Raw genomic sequence first — 16,268 nt, forward strand, 5'->3', positions numbered from 1 at the left:
ACCGGTGAGTGAGAGGGCGGCCGCGCCGTATGCGCGTTGCTCCGCCTGCACCGCCGACCCAGCCCTCGAGGTCACCGTGGACAGCGCGTGCGTCCGTCCACGCACGCGCGCAGTGGCAGGTATCCGGACTCGTGGGCACGTCGGCCGGACCGTCCGGCGACACCTACCGGCCGCCGCTTCCCGCACCCTTCGACCGGGTCCGGTGCTGTTGGCGGCTTCCGCTCCCACTCACCGCTGCGGGACAGTCCCGGATTCCCACCGGGTTCCCTCTTACGACGCCCCACGGACCGTGGCGCGAACCGACTGCGCACATCAGCGTAGAGGCGCTCCCGCCACCGCAACAGAGTGACCTGAGTGGTTGTCTCGATCGGCGCCGCTGACAGGGCGCGCGATGTGTGCAGTACGGGGACCACCGCCCGCCGGAGCCGGTCACCGGGATACCGCCCCGCAGCACACCGCCCGTGGCCCGGCTCGAACGTGTCATATCGGTCGGGCGCCTCACGGTCATGCAACAGATCCACTCGCCGCGCCCGGGGGCCGTTTCGAGCCTCGGGCTCCGGGCCGGGCGGCGGAGTGGCCGGCTTCGCCGTGGCGGCGAGGGCGGCCACTCCGCCTCCGGCCGGTCACCGGGGCTTCCTGCCTCTGACCGGCCGCCGGGACTTCCCCACCGCCCGGATCCGCCGATGATGGAGGCTGCACTCCCGCCGCCGAGGGCCCACCTCACGGCGGGACCGGGCGTCAGTCAGGAGGCGTTGGCCATGCGTATCCCTGGTCCCGAGCCCCGGCCGGACGGCGGGGTGGGGGCGGTCGCCGCGGCGGGCGGACTGCACACCTACCAGCTGTGGCTGCACGCGGAGTACGGGCCCGTCGTACGGTTCCAGCTGCCGGGCGCGGAGACGGCCGTGTCGGTCGCCGACCCCGTACTGCTGGAGGCCACGGCCCACCTCGACAAACGGCCGGAGCGGCTGTTCGCGTTCCTGGCCCCGCTGTGTGAGGCCGGCAACCTGCAGGTGCTGCCGGCCGAGGAGCACACCCCCTGGCGGCGCGTCCTGCTGTCGGTGCTGGCCGGGCGCCCGTCCCACGAGCGGCACGCCGCGCGGTTCACCGCGCTGGCGGCCGGCCTCGCGGACCGCTGGGGCGAGCAGGCCGGCCGTGGCCCCGTCGCGCTGCAGAAGGACCTCACCGCGCTGTCGCTGCGGATGATCTGCGCTTACGCGCTGGAGGGCGAGGCCGCTGACCCGGACGCCGTCGTCGCCGCCTTCGAGGAAGTGCTCACTGAATATTTGGGACGGCTCTACCAGGTGCCGGTCCCCGGCACCCAGGAAGAACGCGCCGAACGGGCGGCCCGGGCCCTCGCCTACCTGCGCGCGACGGTCGACCGGGCCGTCGCGGCCCACCGCTCCGGCAGCCGCACGGACCGGAGCGACCTGGTCGGGGCGCTCGTCGAGGCCGGTGAGAGCCCCGCACGGATCCGCGACACCGTCATGGTGACGCTGCTGGCCGCCCACCACACCACCGGAGTGGCCGTCTCCTGGACCCTGCACCTCCTGGGGCGCCACCCCGAGGCGGCCGAACGCGTCGCCGCCGAACTGGACCGCGTACTCGGGGACCGCACGGTGCCCGAGTACGCCGACCTGCGGCGCCTGCCGTACCTGGACATGGTGCTGAAGGAAGCGATGCGGCTCTACCCGCCCGGCCCGTACGGCGCGCGGGAGACGACCGGGCCCCTCGTCCTCGGCGATTACGGGGTTCCGGCCGGGACGACGGTCTTCTACCCGTTCTGGGCCGTGCACCTGAACCCCGACCACTGGCCCGAGCCCGAGAAGTTCGTACCCGAACGGTTCGTCCCGCGGGAGGTGGCCGCGCGGCCGAGGCTGGCCTACATCCCGTTCGGCATCGGGCCACGCAGCTGCGAGGGCGCCGGACTGGCCATGGTCGAGGCCGAACTCGTCCTGGCCGTCCTGCTCAAACGCTTCCGGTTCCGGCCCGCGCCGGGACACCGGGTGACGCCGGTCGAACGGTTCGTGCTGTGGGCGGAGGACGACATCCGGATGCTCGTGACACCGCGCGGCACAGCGCCGCGCCCGTGAACTCCCCGTCCCAGAGGGCCTGGTGTGCCGGAAAGCCGGGTATGCATGGGGCGGCAGTGCCGGTGCGAGCAGGGGAGTGGCCATGACGGAGTGGTTATTGGCGTTCGACGCGGGCTGCGGCGCGTGCGGCGAGGTGGCCGGGAGGATCGGCGGTCTGGTCGATGACCGGCTGACGCTGGTGGGGCTCGGCGAGGCACGTGTACGCGCCCTGCGGCGGCGGGCGTTGGGCGGCGAACCGCCGTTCGTCCCGACGCTGCTGGCCGTGGACGGGGAGCGGGTACGGGCGTGGACGGGCCCGGCGCTGTCGGCGCGACTGTGCCGCCTGCTGGGCCCGGTCGGCTCGCTGCGGGTGGTACGGGCCCTGAACCGGACCGATGTGCTGGTGCACGGCGACCGGCGCAGGCTCCTGAAGGCCGTGCCGGGCCTGGCGCTGGGCGCGTTCCTCGTCTCCGGCGGGCTCGCCGCCCCGGCCCTGGCCTCGCCCGGGCGCCGGATGACGGCCGCCGGCGCCGAGGAGTGGGCCGCCGGGCTCACACGGCTCCCCACCGGCTACCGCGAGGTGACCGCGCTGCCGATGCCGCAGCGCCGGGCCGTGTACGCCCGCATCCCGGACCGCGCGAAGGCCGGGCTGTGGCTGGAACACGTCCAGCGCTACCGCGCGGCGCACCCCGAGCTGTCCGGGCCGCGGTCGGCGATGCTGGAGAAGGTCGCCGGCGCGGTACCGGCCGTCTTCGCCGGGACCGCCGCGTGGCCGCCGGCGGACATCGAGCGGCTGCGGGCGGAGTCGGCGGCGGTGCTCGGCCCCGACGTGTCGTTCGCCGCGCTCGGCGTGCTCGGCCCGGCCGAGTCGCCCGCCCCCGCCGACTCCCGCCTGCTGATGAACTGCGACTGCCACAAAGGGGCCAGCGGTTGCAGTTCCTGCGGCAACTCCGTGCCGTGCACCCCGCAGCCGACAGGCTGCGGGTGGCTGTGGCAGCAGAACTGCGACGGGGTGTGCGGGGGCTGAGGGGGCACCGCGCCGATCCGTGAGGTGGCCTCCGGAGGCGGGCGCGCGCGAGCGAACGTAGGGTGAGCGCGGGCAGACCGGCCCGGAGCCGTCTGCCCGCGCATGCAGGCACCCGCCCTACAGGGAGGTCCGCCATGCCACCGCCCCACGGCACCGGCTCGCCGACGTTCGTCCTGGTCCACGGCGGCAACGGCTCGTCCGCCGACTGGGCGGGAGTCGTACGGGAACTGGCCCTGCGCGGACACCGCGCCCTCGCCGTGGACCTCCCCGGGCACGGCCCGGAGGCGTTCTTCCCACAGTGCTACCAGGCCCCGCAGGACCTCGCCGCGCTGCGCACCGTACCCTCCCCGCTGGGCACGATCACCCTGGACGACTACACCGACCGGGTGGCGGGCGTGGTGCGCCGCGTCCATCCGTACGGCCCGGTCGTCCTGGTGGGTACGAGCCAGGGCGGCGCCACCCTCGACCGGGTCGGCAACGCGGTGCCCGGACTGCTGGCACGCCTGGTCTACGTCTCGGCCTTCTGCTGCGTGACGCTCCCCACCCTCGTCGACTACATCACCAGGACGCCGGAGGGGCAGCAGAGCCTGCTGTCGGACATGCCGGCCGTGGAAACGCCCGGGGAACTGGGCGTCATGCGGGTCAACTGGCGCTCCGGCGACCGGCAGGAGCAGGCGGCGGTACGCGCGGCGTACGCGGCGAGCTACCCGGAGGCCGCGTTCCTCGCCCTGCTCAACTCCTACGAACCGGACGAGACCGCCGCCATCGGCCGGTCCGACGCCCGTTGCGAGGCCGGGACCTGGGGCAGTGTCCCGCGGACCTACGTACGCTTCAGCGCGGACCGCGCCATTCCGCCCGCCCTCCAGGACCGCATGATCACCGAGGCCGACGCGCTCACCCCGCACAACCCCTTCGACGTCGTCACCCTCGACGCCCCGCACGTCGGCCCCCAGGACCCGGCGGAACTGGCAACGGTGCTGGCGGCGTTGGAGTGACACCCTGACGTGGCCGGGAGCTCAGCGCACGAACGCCCGCTCGGAGCTGACGGCGGTTCGGCCCCGGCCTGCCGCCCCAGGGGACTGCCCGGGGAGAGCGAGACGCGTAGGTGAGCGGTGAGACGCGCGGTGCGGGTACACGTCTGCCATGTTTCCCGACGTGTCATGGGCGGCTTTCCTTCCCTCCGCGATATTGCTCGCCGCGACGCCCGGCGCCAACCAGTTGTTGGCCCTGCGCAACGGCGTACGGCACGGGGCACGTCCGGCGCTCGGTGCCTCGCTCGGCCGGTTCACGGCGTTCATCTTGATGGCGGCCGCCGTGGCCGCCGGACTGGGCGCCGTGCTGGCCAGGTCAGCGGTGGCTTTCAACGTCATCAAGTGGTGTGGGGTGGCCTACCTGTTGTGGCTGGGGCTGCAGAGCCTGCGTACGGCGCTGCGTTCCACGTCCGGCGCGGAGTCCGGGGCTGGTGGTGAGGGGCCGCGATCCGTGCCCGGAAAGGAGGGATCACGCGAGCTCCGGGTGGAGGCCCCGGAAGGCTCTGCCAGGGAACAGAACGCGTGCCGGACAGTACCGGCATGGCGGCTGGCGCGGCAGGAGTTCCTCGTGGCGGTGACGAATCCGAAGGCGCTCATCCTGTTCGCCGTATTCCTGCCGCAATTCGTGTCCCGCGACGCCCACCGGGTCGCTGTCCCGCTGCTGGCTCTCGGCCTCGCCTATATCGCGGTGGAATTCTTCTGCGCCTGGGGCTATGCCGCCCTCGGAGGACGGCTGAAGAAGGCGGGGATCGGCAACGGCACCCGGCGCCGCCTCGACATCGTCACCGCCGTGGCGATGTGGGGCCTGGCCGGCTGGCTGGCGGCGGAGAAGAGATGAGCGGCCCGGCTCGGCCGCCGAATCCGGCCCGGAAGACCTGGCCGCACTGGACCGCGACGGCCGGGGGTGGCCACCGCCCGATGCCGGCCGCCGCGACACAGCACCACGCGCTCGGTGACGCAGACGGTCGAGGCATCGGCGCAGCGGACCGGTCTGCCCGGAGTGGACAGGTCAGTTGGTGCGCTGGGACCAGCCGGTGGGAAGGTCACCAGGGGCGGTGGAGACGACCGAGTCGTCGTCGGCGCCGACGTGTTCGAACAGTGTGATCTTCGCGAACTCGGGGACGACGTAGACGGGGTAGGTCGGGCCCTGGTCGCGATAAGCGCGCATCGCGTCCAGGTGGTCGTTCTGGTAGCAGACAGTGCGCTCGCCGTGCCGGCGGATCCAGTCCGGGAAGAAGATCACGCCGTGCAGGCGGCGCTTGCCGGGCATGACGTTGACGGCGACCGAAGTGCCGGTGGGCTCGGTCCACGACACCTTGTAGCTGTCCTCGTCGAGCTGGACGAGGTCGACTTCCTGGTCCTTCACCCAGCGGCCGCCGACGTGACCACTGTGTATGCGGTAGTCGATGGTGTGGTCGTTCTTCACGTACATCTCGTACTGCCAGCCGTTGGCATACGTGTAGATGAAGCGGTGGCCGACGATCCCGGAGAGGTCCTGGGCGGGAGTGGGGTCGGTGACAGTGGTCATGGGTGTCCTCCTCGCATGGGATGTGCGGGGCGCCAGGGCGCCACGAAGTGCGCCGGGTTCCGCGGTACGGGACCCCGCCCGCACTATTTTGCATCAAAACAGTTTTGAAGCAAAATGTTAGCTGGGGCACAATGGAGTCATGGACACCGCCACCGAATTCGGCCGACTCCTCGGCCCCCTGCGCCGAGCCGTACTGCGCACCCGACGCTCCGAGGGCCTGCCCGACCTCCCCGAGGCCCAGATCGAACTCCTGCGGGTCCTGACCGAAGCCGGCACGATCACCCCACGGGAAGCCGCGGCCCGGCTCAAGGCAGCGCCCTCCACGGTCAGCAACCTCATCCGCACCCTGACCGCAGCGGGCCTCGTCGAGCGCACCCCCTCGCCCACCAACCTGCGCACCGCCCACCTCACCGCCTCGCCCAAGGCCCTCGACATGCTCGACCGCTACGACCGCACCAGCACAGCCGCCCTGCGCCGCGCCCTGGCCGACCTGCGCCCGGAAAGCCGCGAAGCACTGGAACGGTCCCTGCCCGCCCTCGCCGAACTGCTCACCGCCCTGGAAGCGCAGGCCCCCACCGGCCAAGCCTGAGAGGGCGCGGCCCAGCCGGCGGATGCGCAGCAGCTTCGAACGTCAGGAACCGACTGCGCGCAGCGGAAGGTGTGCTCCTCAGGGCCTCCGGGGCAGCCGAGCATGCCCCACCGACTGCGCGCGCCGCCCTTCCGGAGCCGTCGGCGTTCACGTTTCGTGGGATGGATTCGGAATCCTTCTCCCGTGAGGGGCGCTGCGCATGACGCACGAGCACCAGCCGACACCCCGGTCCGACAGGCATCCGGCACCGCCGGCGCGCGCGTCCCGGTCCCGTTCCGAGTCGCTGAACATTCAGCGGGCGGCCGGGAACGCGGCGATGATCCAGCTGCTCCGCCAGGCCGGTCACCCCTGGACACAGCCCGACCAGCACCAGCACGGCCCCGGTTGCGGACACCAGCAGATCACCCCGTCGGCCGGGACCGCGCACGCGGCGCCGGTGCAGCGGTCCGCCGTCCACGACGTACTGCGTGCCCCGGGCCGGCCGATGGATGAAGCCACCCGTACGGACATGGAGGCGCGGCTCGGGGCGGACTTCTCCGACGTCCGCATCCACGACGACTCGGCCGCCAAGGCCTCGGCGGCCGAGGTCGGGGCCCGTGCCTACACCTCCGGCCACCACATCGTCATCGGCGACCACGGCACCGACCAGCACACCCTGGCCCACGAGCTGACCCACGTCATCCAGCAGCGCCAAGGGCCGGTGGCCGGTACCGATCACGGCGACGGCCTCCAGGTCTCCGACCCTTCGGACCGGTTCGAGCAGGCGGCCGAGGCGAACGCGCGCAAGGTGCTCGTGGGCCCCGCTCCCGCCGGGCCCGAGGTGCAGCGGGCCACCGACCTCCACCGGCCGCCGGCCGATCCGGCGTCACGGGTGCTGCAACGGGCGGAGCGCGACGAAGCCGTTCAGAGTGTCCTGGGGAGCAAGTACTGGTCGGACAAGGGGGTGAGTGCCGGGAAACCGGTCGTCCCTTCACCGGCGGACAAGAAGAGGCAGGTCAAGAAGGGGACCGCGCGGCGCCTGGAGGACATCCTCAACGACGTCGGGCCCAAGCTCCTGAAAGAACTGGCGAACACGCGGCAGACCGGGCAACTGAAGCTGTATCGCACCATGGAGCGGGAGGAGGCTGAGCAGATCCTCGCCTGGAAGGGGAAACGGCAGGCGACGGAGGCCTGGATTTCCGATCCGGAGAACACCGGAAAGGACGCCACGAAGAATTTCCATGGCGCGCTGGAGGCCGAAACCGTCGGCCTGCTGCCCACGAAGAACCACCTGGGTGACTTCGCGCAGGCCGAGCGTTACCGAAAGAATCCGAGCACCCAGGCGATGGTGGAGTTCACGCTGAAACCGGGCGCACACCAACTGCTGTTCGACCCGGACCACATGGCCCTCTCCGGCGCATCGGGCACGCCGTACCACATGAGGAGTCACTTCGAGTCCGAAGCGGGCGGGAAGAGATCTTTCCAGGAAGGGGCCGGAGGTGAAGGAATCCTCGGTGGATACATCGGCCTCAAGCAGGAGAGCAAGGGGCCGTTCAGTCTGTCCTTGGGTGACAGTGACGTCACGCGCCTGCTCTTCCAACTGTTCGTCGAGGACGTGGCGATGGTGTAGCCGGCCGCTGCCCGGTGATCCGGTGGCATCGGACGCTCCCCATCGGGACTCCGTTCTCCCCGGTTTCTCCTCAGGGAAGCTCCTCCGCCGAAGCCGTTCCCGCCCTGGGGTGCGGCGCGACCCTCACGAGGGGTGCCGAGCGATATTCACCTGTGGCGGACTCCCTCGGCATCCTCTGGGTCAGGGCAGGTTGCCCGGAGCAGGCGAGGGCACCCGGCACGTACCCGCCGCCCCGCCCCCGTGCACGGAAGCGAGCACCATGCAGCAGCCGTACGACCACCACCGCACCCTGCGAGCCGAATACCTCTTGCCCCACACCGAGCGCGCCGCCGTATGGGCACGGCGCCTGACCGGCTTGTACCTCGGCCGAAAAGACACCGGGCCCCACACCATAGACACCTCCGACGCGGCGCTGGTGGTGTCCGAACTGGTCACCAACGCCGTCCGCCACACGCACGGCGTCTGCCGTCTGCGCCTGTGCCTCCACCGCGGGCACCTGACCGTCGAAGTCCACGACGGCAATCCGGTACGGCCCCGCCCGGCACCGGCCGGCGTGGGGGCGGAACACGGCCGTGGACTGGCTCTGGTCGGTGCCGTGACCCGGACACTGGACGTCCTGACCGATCCGGGCGTCGGCAAGACTGTCCGGGCGACCCTCACACCACCTGAACATCCGGCGGCGTGACCAACCGCTTCACTCCGGCCGACGGAGAATTCGGCACCACGGCACCCCAGAAGGCTTGTCTGCGTGCGCCCGGCCGTTCGGGCTAGGCGGGACTGCCGTGTGCGGTGGTCTCCGCGAGGGTGGGGCTTGAAAGGTCGGGGCGGCCCAGTACGGAGGAACGGCAGGGATATGGCCAGGTGGATCAGGATGCGGCGGCGGGGCCCGGGCCGGGCCGCGGTCCGGCTGCTGGCCGTGATGGTGTTGCTGACGTGCGTCGGGTGGACCGGTGGCCCCGGCCTGCCACCGGCTCCCTGGCAGGGGGGCCTGTGGGTGGATCCGGACAGCTCCGCGCACCGCGCGCTGGAAGGGCACTCGGGTGGTGACGGCGAGGAGCGGGCCGTGCTGCGCCGGCTCGCCGAGCAGCCGACCGCGGTCTGGCTGACGCAGAGTGACCCGTTGCCGCGGGCCCGGCAGGTCACCCTCGCGGCGGAGGCCGCCGGGCGGGTGCCGGTGCTGGTGGCCTACCACATCCCGGGCAGGGACTGCGGCCAGTACTCCGCCGGCGGGGCCTCGGACGCGGCCGGGTACCGCCAGTGGGTCGGCCGTCTGGCGGCGGGGCTGGAGGACCGGCGGGCCGTCGTGATCCTGGAGCCCGACGCCGTGGCGCAGGCGCTGACCGGCTGTCCGCGTACGGAGCTGCGGCAGCGGCTGCTCGCCGAGGCGGTGCGTACGCTCAAACACCGGCCCGGGACGCGGGTGTACCTGGACGCGGGCAACCCCGGGTGGGTCCGCGACACCGGGCGGCTGGCTGCCGCGCTCTCCGCCGCGGGCGGGGTGCGGGCTGACGGGTTCGCCCTCAACGTCGCCAGTTTCCACACCACGGACGCCACCCTCGCGTACGGCGAACAGATCTCCGAGGCGCTGGGCGGTGCACACTTCGTGATCGACACCAGCCGCAACGGCAACGGTCCGCCGCCCTCGGCGCCCGGTCCGGTGCCGGCCGGCGGTGAGGAGTGGTGCAATCCGCCGGGGCGGACGCTGGGGCGCCTGCCCACCGCCTCCTCCGGACACCCCCGTCTGGACGCGTACCTGTGGATCAAGGTTCCGGGTGAGTCGGACGGCACCTGCCGGGGCGGGCCGCCCGCGGGCCAGTGGTGGACGTCCTATGCCGTGGGGCTGGCCAGGGGCGTGCTGGGGCGGGGGTAGACGGAGCCCGGTGCGTGCCTCACGTCACCCGCACCCACCGGGCCGGTGACGGGGTACCGCGGGCGTCCGTGACGGTGAACATGTACCAGCCGCGCGGCACCAGGCCGGGGGACCTGGGCACCGTCACGCGCAGCCGGGTGCCGTGCTGGGCGATGTCCAGGGCGATGGAGCGCTGTTCGACGTCCGTGGTGTGGGTGACCGCGCTGGGACGCATCAGCCGGGCCCCGCGCGCGGTGCCGGCGGCCTCCAGCGTGAAGGTGGCACTGGCGCCGCGCGCGATACGGGACGGGCCGCGCAGCACTCGGGGCCGGGAAGCGCGGTGGAGATAGGGCGGGGAGTAGACCTCGATACGTTGTTCGAAGGCGCCGTCCTGGGTGTTGGCCTCGTCGGCGAAGAGCGGGTCGGAGCCGAAGGTGGCGATCCGGCCGTCGGGCAGCAGCAGGGCCTCGGCGTGGTAGTTGCGGCCCACGCCGGGTTCGGCGGCCGGGCGGAAGACATCGCGCGCCGGATCGTAGAACTGGGCGACCAGATGGTCGCTGGTGCCCTTGCCGCGGTAGTCGCCCGACCCGCCGGTGGTGAAGACCCGGTCGTCGGGGGTGAGGACCGCGTTCAGGTAGCGGGTGCCGCGGCCCAGGTCCGGGCCGCGGCGGTAGCGGGGCGCGGGCCGTGTCAGGTCGGCGATGGCGGTCCGCCCGGTGGCCCGCGGTGACTCGCCGACGCCGCCTCCGCCCAGGAGCATGAACCGCTGTCGCTGGGCGGGCGGCAGGAGTACGGAGGCGGAGGTCTCGGCCAGGTCGGCCTCGTCCAGTCCGGGCACGGGCCGGAAGGTGTTGGTGCGTACGTCCCACAGGCCCGGCAGGCGGCCGCGGTCGGCGGGACCGTAGCCGGAGCTGGAGCCGGAGTAGAACAGCTGGCCGCCGGCTGTCAGGAACAGGGCGGGGTAGGTGGGGAAGTAGCGGGTGGGCCCGGGGGACCAGGTGCGGGTGGCGGGGCGGTAGACCTCGTTCCTGCCGGGGATCATCTGGCCCATGTCGTCCAGGCCGGAGGCGGCCAGTACCGTGCCGTCCGCCAAGGTGGCCAGGGTCGGGTACCAGCGGGCTTCGGACATGGGGGCGGTCGGCAGGTAGCGCTCGGCGACCGGGTCGAATTCGTACGCTTCCCGGATGCCTTGGAAGTCTTTCTTGTCCAGCGCGAGTTTGCTGGCCGTGCCGTAGTGGTTACGGGCGTCGGCGCCGCTGAGTCCGCCGATGGTGTACCGGGCCGCGGTGTGCGTGGCACCCTCGGGGCCGGGGCGGTCGGCCTCCACGTACACCCGGACCCGGCTGGCGGTGACCCGCACCCGCCGGCCCCCGTCGGCCAGAACCTTCCGTGCTCGGGGCACCAGGACGGCGCTCTGGGAGCGGTAGGTCTTGCCGGCCGGCGAGCGGAAGACGGTGCCCTTGGGCAGCGTCTTCGGGGCGTCGGGGTACTCATTGGTGACGATCATGGTGCCGCCGGCGCGGTGGACGTCGCCTTCGAGCTTCTCGTAACGGGCGGTGCCCCCGGCCACCAGCAGCCGTCCGCCGGGCAGCTGGGCGTGCCCGCCACAGAACAGGTCCTTGGGCGTGGCCACTTCCGTGAAGGTGTTCCCGGCCGGGTCCCACAGCACGCTGCGGAAGGTGCCGGCGGCGAACTGCTTCTCGTCGTTGCCGGAACCGGCGATCAGCAGCACCTTGCCGGTGTGCAGCAGCGCGGCGTGAATGGCGTTGATCCGCCGGTGCTCGGGGACCTCCACGGTCTCCCAGCTCCCGTAGGAGGCCAGATACTCCGGTCGGCTGATCGTGTACTGGTGGTAGGCCCGGGTGGCGATGCCGTGGACGGCCGGGGCGTTCAGGCCCGCCAGGGTCAGCAGGGCGGCCGCCCCGATGGCCGTTTTGCGGGTGCGGGCACTGGGACGGTACGGCACAAGGCTCCCTCTCTCGGCTGCGCGGGCTGGGGCGTGTCGCACATTCCCGCCTGGCCCGCGACGCTCCCGCAGCTACCACTGAGGGCCCAGGCACGCGCGCGCTGCCCTGCCGGACTCGACCCGGTACGCCCAGTACAGGATCGACCCTCCGCCTTGCGATCGCACGCGCCAGGGGCCGCGGGCCCGCCCTTCGGGTGGGTGACGGGGCTGTGCGGGCACGCCTCATGACGCGGTGGACAGGCCCGCGCCGGCGGTGACGGGTTCGCCGGGGTCTTGTACGGCCGCGGGCCGGGCGGTGGCGGGCCGGGCCCGTCGGCTCCAGCGCCACAGTGCCGGCGGGACCAGGGCGATGACCAGGGCCATCAGGGCCCAGACGCACATGGCCACCTGGGTGTGGTCGAGGAGCGGAGCGGCCAGCAGACAGCCGGCGAACAGGGCGGCCCACGCCAAATGGGTGGCGAAGGTGCGCCACGTGTCGGGACTCGCGGTGTCACCCTTGGCGGTGACCACGAACCCGGCTTTGCGGCGCAGCACCGCCGCGACCAGCGACCGGGCGTACAGGGGAGCGGACAGCGCCGAGAGCGCCATGCCGACCGCTCCGGAGGAGCCCTGGGGCTCGTGCGGGCTGACGTTGTGCCGGCGGTTCCACAGGTACAGGCCGATCTGCAGGGCGGCCGCGTCGCTGTAGAGCATGAGCCAGACCTGCGATTCGATGTGGATGCCCGAGGCGCCCAGCCCCAGGAACAGCAGGCAGGACAGGCCCCCCAGCATCCAGTTGACGGCCGTCAGCGGGTAGTAGGCGATCATGAGGGCGTAATTGAGGATCCGGCCGGGCGGGAGGCTGAACACGGCGCGCGGGAACTGGCGGCCCAGAGTCTCGTAGGTGCCCCGGCTCCAGCGCAGCTGCTGGTTGAAGAAGTCGCTCCAGGCCGCGGGGCCCTCGCCGACCGCCAGGACGTCCGGGGTGTACACCGAACGCCATCGGCGGCCCGTGGCCGGGTTGCGGTGCCGGTGTATCTCCATTCCGGTGGCCATGTCCTCGGTTATCGAGTCGTACAGGCCACCGACCTGCTTGAGTGCACTGATGCGCACGCAGTTGTTGGTGCCGACGAACATCGGGGCCCGGTAGGCGTTGCCCGCCCGTTGGATCAGGGCGTGGAAAAGGAACTGCTGGCTTTCGCAGGCACGGGCGAGCGCGCTGTCACAGTTGCCGTAGACCTGGGGGCCGACGACGAAAGCGACGTCCGGGTCACGGAAGTAACCCAGCATGCGCTCCAGGAACTCGGGCAATGGCACGTGATCGGTGTCGACTCCGGCCATGAATTCATAGGTGTGACCGTGCTGGTCCAGCCAGGCGTTGTAATTGCCGTGCTTGGTGCGGGCGCGGAACGGCCCCGACGGCTGGTTCCAGTTCATGACGTTCTTCCGGGAGAAGTGCCGCACCCCCAGTTCGCGGCACAGCTGCCGCGCCTCGCGCGAGTTGCCCTCGTCCAGCAACCACACGTCCACCCGCCCCTTGTGGCGTACCGCCCGCGCACCCCGCAGCGTGGCCCGCACCATGGCCAGGGGCTCTTTTCCGGGTACGAAGCTGGTCAGCAGGGCCACCCGGCTGCCAGGACGGGGCGTCACCGGAACCGGGTCGCGGGCCATCAAAGTGGCGTGCGCGTTCGACACCACGTTGACCAGACGGAAGGTCTCCAGCAACCCCAAGGATATGAGCATGACCAGGTCGGCACCCCGCTCCCAGGCGCTCACGCCCGGCCGGTACACCCAGTGCTGCGGCTGCATCAGCCACACGAGCAGACCCAAAGAGACCAGTGGCGCGCCGGCCAGCAGCAGCGCGGTACCTATCCGATGCCGTCCCGAACCCAGCAGGCTGCGGTAGCGCACCCGGTAGGCGGCCCCGTCCGTGCAGGGCTCCGGATCGGTCAGCGGACCGGCCAGGCGGCTGAAGCGCGGATAGTCGTACGGTCCCTCCGCGGTTTCGCCCGGGCCCGGGGAAGGCGCGGCCGTGGCCGGAAGGGCTGGGCAGGGGCGCCGTGCGCGGCGCCGGAAGCTGTACTGCGTCGTGGGCATGGGACGGCCCCCGCATGATGCTCGGTCTGCCGCCTCACGGCAGCTAAATAGGACAATAGAGAAAAAGCTAACAAGGGTTTGTGTGGGGGGCCTCTTGGAAACCGCACGGATGAGATGCCCCCGAAGAAGAGGACACGATTGGCGCCCCTCTCCTGGTGAGGTTGCCGAACAGCGAGTAGGCGCTGGCCCCGGGGCGTGAGTTCCCGGACAGCGTGGCTCGGCCGGCAGTGCCCGGCCCGGATCCTCGCCGCCCCGGCGAGGGAGGCACGCCTGGCCGATCGGCCCAGCCTCCCCGGGCCGAGGGCGGCCGGTCCCGGCTACGTCTTCGTCATCGACCGCGACCGCGGCCCGCGCGTGGCGTCCCGGGCGGCCGGACCGGCCACCCTCCATCAGTGGTGGCCCCCGCCCTGGAGCGGCTTGCGTACGCGCAGAGCATCGAGCGGTTTTTGGCTCAGGTCTTATTTACGGCTCCGAAGCGGCCGGTCGAAGACCCCTGGCCGATACCGGTGCACCTACATTTTGCCCACGTGGCTGACCCGCGGCCCTGGCCTTCTGGCCATCCTTCGCTACCGTGTACCGGTCCACTTGGCAGAACCACCGAATGGTTGCAGCACGACTTGCAATGTGATCCGGGTAACATAAAGAAGCGAACCGCGAACCGCGAACCGCGAACCGCGAACCGCGAACCGCGAACCGCGAACCGCGAACCGCGAACCGCGAACCGCGAACCGCGAACCGCGAACCGGACTGACGTGTAACGGCAGTCGGGTTCCGGGAAGTGGCGGCCATGTACGATAGCCGGCCACTTCGGGTGCCCGTGGGGCACGACGCCGATCGGTGGAGCACCTTCCCGGCGGAGCGCACCCTGGTGGTCCCCGCTCGCACGGTCACCTCGACCGTCCGGGTCCTTGAGGCGCTGCCCGCCCTCCTGTGCGGCGACAGCCGGGTGAGCGTCGTGTTCGCCTACGACCCCACCTCCGCCTTCAACGACGGTGTCCTCGACCTTCTTCGTGATGCCGGTTGCCGGGTCATGCCCTGGGGCCAGCTGGAGTGTGTGGCGCCTGACCTGATCCTGTCCGCCAGCGAGAACGTCGATGTGCCGGAAGGCGACTGCCCGGTGCTGGTGCTGCCGCACGGAGTGGGCTTCCAGAAGTTCGTGCCGGATTCGCGCAGTTCCCGCACCAGGTTGTCCGGTGTCGTACCGGACTCGTTGCTGGAAGCAGGGCGTGCCTGGCTCGCCGTTTCCCATCCGGACCAGGAGGACCAGCTGGTCGCCGCGCACCCGAAGACTGCGGGCCGCACGCTGCTCATCGGAGATCCCTGCCGTGACGAGCTCGCCTCCGGCTTGCCGTGGCGCCGGGCCTACCGGGAGGCGCTCGGGGTGGCGGACCATCAGCGCCTGGTCGTGGTCAGTTCGACCTGGGGGCCTACCTCCCTGCTGGGCGCGGAGCCGGACCTGCCTGCTCGTCTTCTCGCCCAACTGCCGTACGACGAATACCGGGTCGCAGCGATCGTGCACCCTAACGTGTGGGCGGCCCACGGTGGGTGGCAGGTCCGTACCGTGCAGGCCGCCGCTCTGGAAGCAGGGCTGCTGCTGATGCCGACCGTTCATGCCTGGCGGCCGGCGCTGGTTGCGGCCGATGCCGTGGTCGGGGACCACGGCTCGGTGACCTTGTACGGGGCCTCGCTCGGTAAGCCGGTGCTGCTGGCCGCCTTCGGCCACGACGCGGTGCCGGGCACCGCCGTTCACGCCCTGGCAGGCGTCGCGCCCCGGCTCGACCCGCGGGGGAGCCTGCGGCAGCAGATCGAGGACGCCGTGCGTGAGCACGCTCCGCAGCGGTACGCCGCGGTTGCGGAGCAGGCTTTCGCCGAGCCCGGACAGGCGCTGGCCCGGCTCCGTACCGCTGTCTACCGCCTGTTGAAGCTGCCCGAGCCGGCTGCTTCCCCACCTGCCGCGCGGATGCTGCCACTTCCGGAACCGTCGGCTTCCACGGTCACATCCTGGCGTGTGACCACCACTGCCACCGAGCAGAGCGGGCGGACAGCGGTCACGGTACGCCGCTTCCCCGCCACCGCACCCGGCCTCGATGGCGACGTCCCGGAAACCGCCGTGTCGTTCTCCCACCTGGCCTGCCGGGACGACGAGAGCGATCGACGGCTCGTCGAGAGCGCCTCGGTCCTGCTGCGCCGGTGCCCGGCCGCGACCGCGATCGAGGCACTGCGCTGGATCCAGGGAACTTTCGCCCAGTGGCCCGGCAGCCTGCTGGCAGCGACGGCCTTGCGCCCGGGCGGCTTCCTGGTCGGGTGCAGCGACGGGCAAGTCGTGGAAGCCACGGCGACAGGCCCTGCCCTGGACCCAGGACTGCCTGCCGCCGTCGTCTATGCCTGCCTGCGCGCCCGGCGTCCGCTCGATGACACCACGGTTGTGCTGCGGATCGGCTCGGCGCGCGAGGAGGACGTCGTGATACGCCTGCGCCCCAAGCTAAGGGGGAGCCTGTCCGGCTGACTGCCGCATGCCTTCTCC

General features: G+C 71.8%; 12 protein-coding genes and 1 riboswitch. Of the genes, 9 read left to right on the plus strand and 3 right to left on the minus strand.

The window, feature by feature from the left end:
• Nucleotides 1–97: 97 nt before the first annotated feature.
• A riboswitch (cobalamin riboswitch) is annotated at nt 98–320 on the minus strand.
• A 438-nt stretch (nt 321–758) separates the two neighbouring features.
• The 4 genes from ACZ4Z1_RS32880 to ACZ4Z1_RS32895 all read left to right on the plus strand — a co-directional run bounded on the left by ACZ4Z1_RS32880 (nt 759) and on the right by ACZ4Z1_RS32895 (nt 4,965).
• Nucleotides 759–2,090 (plus strand): cytochrome P450, encoded by a 1,332-nt coding sequence (locus ACZ4Z1_RS32880; RefSeq protein ID WP_468490316.1) that lies wholly within the window; start codon nt 759–761, stop codon nt 2,088–2,090.
• Nucleotides 2,091–2,172: 82 nt separating this feature from the next.
• Complete coding sequence (locus tag ACZ4Z1_RS32885) at nt 2,173–3,096, plus strand: bacteriocin fulvocin C-related protein (RefSeq protein WP_468490317.1); 924 nt, start codon at nt 2,173–2,175, stop codon at nt 3,094–3,096.
• Between the two features lie 134 nt (nt 3,097–3,230).
• A complete protein-coding gene (locus ACZ4Z1_RS32890) occupies nt 3,231–4,091 on the plus strand; it encodes an alpha/beta fold hydrolase (RefSeq protein WP_468490318.1) in 861 nt (286 codons plus the stop codon).
• A gap of 148 nt (nt 4,092–4,239) precedes the next feature.
• On the plus strand, nt 4,240–4,965 hold the full coding sequence (locus tag ACZ4Z1_RS32895) for a LysE family translocator (RefSeq protein WP_468490319.1): 726 nt from the start codon (nt 4,240–4,242) through the stop codon (nt 4,963–4,965).
• Between the two features lie 171 nt (nt 4,966–5,136).
• Here ACZ4Z1_RS32895 and ACZ4Z1_RS32900 read toward each other — a convergent pair whose 3' ends face one another.
• The gene (locus ACZ4Z1_RS32900; RefSeq protein WP_468490320.1) at nt 5,137–5,655 is read right to left on the minus strand and encodes a phenolic acid decarboxylase; all 519 of its coding nucleotides are present in this window, start codon (nt 5,653–5,655) and stop codon (nt 5,137–5,139) included.
• 139 nt (nt 5,656–5,794) lie between these two features.
• Here ACZ4Z1_RS32900 and ACZ4Z1_RS32905 point away from each other — a divergent pair, with 139 nt between their 5' ends.
• The 4 genes from ACZ4Z1_RS32905 to ACZ4Z1_RS32920 all read left to right on the plus strand — a co-directional run bounded on the left by ACZ4Z1_RS32905 (nt 5,795) and on the right by ACZ4Z1_RS32920 (nt 9,723).
• On the plus strand, nt 5,795–6,244 hold the full coding sequence (locus tag ACZ4Z1_RS32905) for a MarR family winged helix-turn-helix transcriptional regulator (protein ID WP_468490321.1): 450 nt from the start codon (nt 5,795–5,797) through the stop codon (nt 6,242–6,244).
• 316 nt (nt 6,245–6,560) lie between these two features.
• Nucleotides 6,561–7,853 carry an eCIS core domain-containing protein gene (locus tag ACZ4Z1_RS32910; RefSeq protein ID WP_468490322.1) on the plus strand — a complete coding sequence of 431 codons (1,293 nt, stop codon included), beginning with the start codon at nt 6,561–6,563 and terminating at the stop codon, nt 7,851–7,853.
• 259 nt (nt 7,854–8,112) lie between these two features.
• The gene (locus ACZ4Z1_RS32915) at nt 8,113–8,538 is read left to right on the plus strand and encodes an ATP-binding protein (RefSeq protein WP_468490323.1); all 426 of its coding nucleotides are present in this window, start codon (nt 8,113–8,115) and stop codon (nt 8,536–8,538) included.
• Nucleotides 8,539–8,706: 168 nt separating this feature from the next.
• Nucleotides 8,707–9,723 (plus strand): glycoside hydrolase family 6 protein, encoded by a 1,017-nt coding sequence (locus ACZ4Z1_RS32920; protein ID WP_468490324.1) that lies wholly within the window; start codon nt 8,707–8,709, stop codon nt 9,721–9,723.
• 19 nt (nt 9,724–9,742) lie between these two features.
• Here ACZ4Z1_RS32920 and glxA read toward each other — a convergent pair whose 3' ends face one another.
• Complete coding sequence (gene glxA, locus ACZ4Z1_RS32925) at nt 9,743–11,668, minus strand: radical copper oxidase GlxA (protein ID WP_468490325.1); 1,926 nt, start codon at nt 11,666–11,668, stop codon at nt 9,743–9,745.
• Nucleotides 11,669–11,890: 222 nt separating this feature from the next.
• Nucleotides 11,891–13,744 carry a glycosyltransferase family 2 protein gene (locus tag ACZ4Z1_RS32930; protein WP_468490326.1) on the minus strand — a complete coding sequence of 618 codons (1,854 nt, stop codon included), beginning with the start codon at nt 13,742–13,744 and terminating at the stop codon, nt 11,891–11,893.
• A gap of 787 nt (nt 13,745–14,531) precedes the next feature.
• On the opposite strand from ACZ4Z1_RS32930, the gene ACZ4Z1_RS32935 reads away from it, so the two are divergent.
• Nucleotides 14,532–16,250, plus strand: a complete 1,719-nt coding sequence (locus ACZ4Z1_RS32935) for a hypothetical protein (RefSeq protein WP_468490327.1) — start codon at nt 14,532–14,534, stop codon at nt 16,248–16,250.
• Nucleotides 16,251–16,268 lie beyond the last annotated feature (18 nt).

Source organism: Streptomyces sp. NPDC030165, from assembly GCF_055573595.1.